The 2,903-nt window shown below is 50.4% G+C and carries 1 rRNA gene; it reads left to right on the top strand.

Annotated elements, in window-relative coordinates:
• Window positions 1-3: 3 nt before the first annotated feature.
• Window positions 4-2,899 (top strand): 23S ribosomal RNA (locus GPK49_RS06435).
• Window positions 2,900-2,903 lie beyond the last annotated feature (4 nt).

The following is a 2,903-nucleotide window of genomic DNA, read 5'->3' as shown; positions in this document are numbered from 1 at the left end:
ACTGGTCAAGCAAGAAAGAGCACAAGGAGAATGCCTTGGCACTAGGAGCCGATGAAAGACGTGGTAAGCTGCGAAAAGCTTCGGGGAGGCGCAAACAGCCATCGATCCGGAGATATCTGAATGGGGAAACCTACTTGAGCAAACCTCAAGTATCCATACGTGAATCCATAGCGTATGGAAGGGAACGCTGTGAACTGAAACATCTAAGTAGCAGTAGGAGGAGAAAGAAAACTCGATTTCCTAAGTAGCGGCGAGCGAACGGGAAAGAGGCCAAACCGAAGGACCTGGTTCTTCGGGGTTGCGGACTGCAATTAGCATTGCTGAGAGATAGACGAATGGTTTTGGGAAAGCCAGCCGTAGACGGTGAAAGCCCGGTAGACGAAATCTTGAAGCAGCGAGCAGGATCCAGAGTACCACGAGACACGAGAAACCTTGTGGGAAGCCGGGGGGACCACCCCCCAAGCCTAAATACTCCCTAGTGACCGATAGTGAAGCAGTACTGTGAAGGAAAGGTGAAAAGGACCCCGGGAGGGGAGTGAAAGAGAACCTGAAACCTTGTGCTTACAAACAGTCAAAGGCCTACGGGCTGATGGCGTACTTTTTGTAGAACGGTCCGGCGAGTTACTAATGCCAGCGAGGTTAAGATGTCAGAAGCATCGGAGCCGAAGGGAAACCAAGTCTGAATAGGGCGTAGAGTTGGTATTAGTAGACCCGAAACCGGGTGACCTATCCATGTCCAGGTTGAAGGAACCGTAAAAGGTTTTGGAGGACCGAACACACATGTGTTGAAAAACGTGGTGATGAGGTGTGGATAGCGGAGAAATTCCAATCGAACTCGGAGATAGCTGGTTCTCCTCGAAATAGCTTTAGGGCTAGCCTCGAGCTGGAGTCTAACGGAGGTAAAGCACTGAACTGACGCGGGGCCCAAAAAGGTTACCAACTCATATCAAACTAAGAATGCCGTCAAGATACCCTCGGGAGTCAGTCTGCGTGAGATAAGTCGCGTGGACAAAAGGGAAAGAGCCCAGACCGACAGCTAAGGTCCCAAAGTACGTGTTAAGTGGAAAAGGATGTGGGATTTCATAGACAACTAGGATGTTGGCTTAGAAGCAGCCATACATTTAAAGAGTGCGTAATAGCTCACTAGTCGAGAAAACCTGCGCCGAAAATGTAACGGGGCTAAAACACGACACCGAAGCTACGGATTTCCTACAAGGTAGGAAGTGGTAGAGGAGCATCCTGCAAGGACGAAGCCAAAGTGAGAGCGATGGTGGACGAAACAGGAGAGAGAATGCCGGAATGAGTAGCGAGATACATGTGAGAAACATGTAGGCCGAATATCTAAGGATTCCTGGGTAAAGCTAATCTTCCCAGGGTTAGTCGGGGCCTAAGGCGAGGACGAAAGTCGTAGTCGATGGATAACAGGTTGATATTCCTGTACTACACATAATCAGAACTGTGGGGACGCAGGAGGATAGGGAAACCGGGGAATGGAAAGACCCGGTCAAGCGTAAAGCTGTGGGAGATAGGCAAATCCGTCTCCTGTAAGTGAAACGTGATGAGGACTGAAAAAAAGTAAGGAAGTTTCCGAATCCACACTGCCGAGAAAAGCCGCTATTGCGTTATGTGTACCCGTACCGTAAACCGACACAGGTAGATGAGGAGAAAATCCACAGGCCGACGGGAGAAGTGTTGTTAAGGAACTCGGCAAAATGACCCCGTAACTTCGGGATAAGGGGAGCCTCGCAAGAGGCCGCAGAAAAGAGGCACAAGCAACTGTTTAGCAAAAACATAGGTCTATGCGAAACCGTAAGGTGAAGTATATGGGCTGACGCCTGCCCGGTGCTGGAAGGTTAAAAGGAGAGGTCAGCGCAAGCGAAGCTTTGAATTCAAGCCCCAGTAAACGGCGGCCGTAACTATAACGGTCCTAAGGTAGCGAAATTCCTTGTCAGGTAAGTTCTGACCCGCACGAAAGGCGTAATGATTTGTGCACTGTCTCGACAACACGCCCGGTGAAATTGAAGAACCAGTGAAGATACTGGTTACCCGCAACAGGACGGAAAGACCCCATGGAGCTTTACTGCAGCCTGATACTGGGATTCGATGATATATGTACAGGATAGGTGGGAGGCTAAGAAGCGAGAACGCTAGTTTTCGTGGAGCCGCCGGTGGGATACCACTCTTATGTCATTGAATTTCTAACCTGCATCCGTAATCCGGATGAGGGACAATGTCAGGCGGGCAGTTTGACTGGGGCGGTCGCCTCCTAAAAGGTAACGGAGGCGCTCGAAGGTCACCTCAGAATGATTGGAAACCATTCAAAGAGTGTAAAGGCAAAAGGTGGCTTGACTGCGAGAGCGACGGCTCGAGCAGGTACGAAAGTAGGACTTAGTGATCCGGTGGTAATAAGTGGGAATGCCATCGCTCAACGGATAAAAGCTACCCTGGGGATAACAGGCTTATCTCCCCCAAGAGTTCACATCGACGGGGAGGTTTGGCACCTCGATGTCGGCTCATCGCATCCTGGGGCTGAAGTAGGTCCCAAGGGTTGGGCTGTTCGCCCATTAAAGCGGTACGCGAGCTGGGTTCAGAACGTCGTGAGACAGTTCGGTCCCTATCCGTTGTGGGCGCAGGAAATTTGAGAGGAGCTGTCCTTAGTACGAGAGGACCGGGATGGACGTACCTCTGGTGTACCGGTTGCAGACCAACTGCACAGCCGGGTAGCTATGTATGGAACGGATAAACGCTGAAGGCATCTAAGCGTGAAGCCGCCCTCAAGATAAGATTTCCCATTCTTCGGAAGTAAGATCCCTTGAAGATAACGAGGTTGATAGGTTGGAGGTGTAAGCATGGTAACATGTTCAGCTGACCAATACTAATAGATCGAGGGCTTGACCAAAAAA

Source organism: Clostridium sp. MCC345 (assembly GCF_018785345.1).
GTDB lineage: Bacteria > Bacillota > Clostridia > Lachnospirales > Anaerotignaceae > Anaerotignum_A > Anaerotignum_A faecicola.
This window is presented reverse-complemented; position numbering and strand designations above follow the sequence as displayed.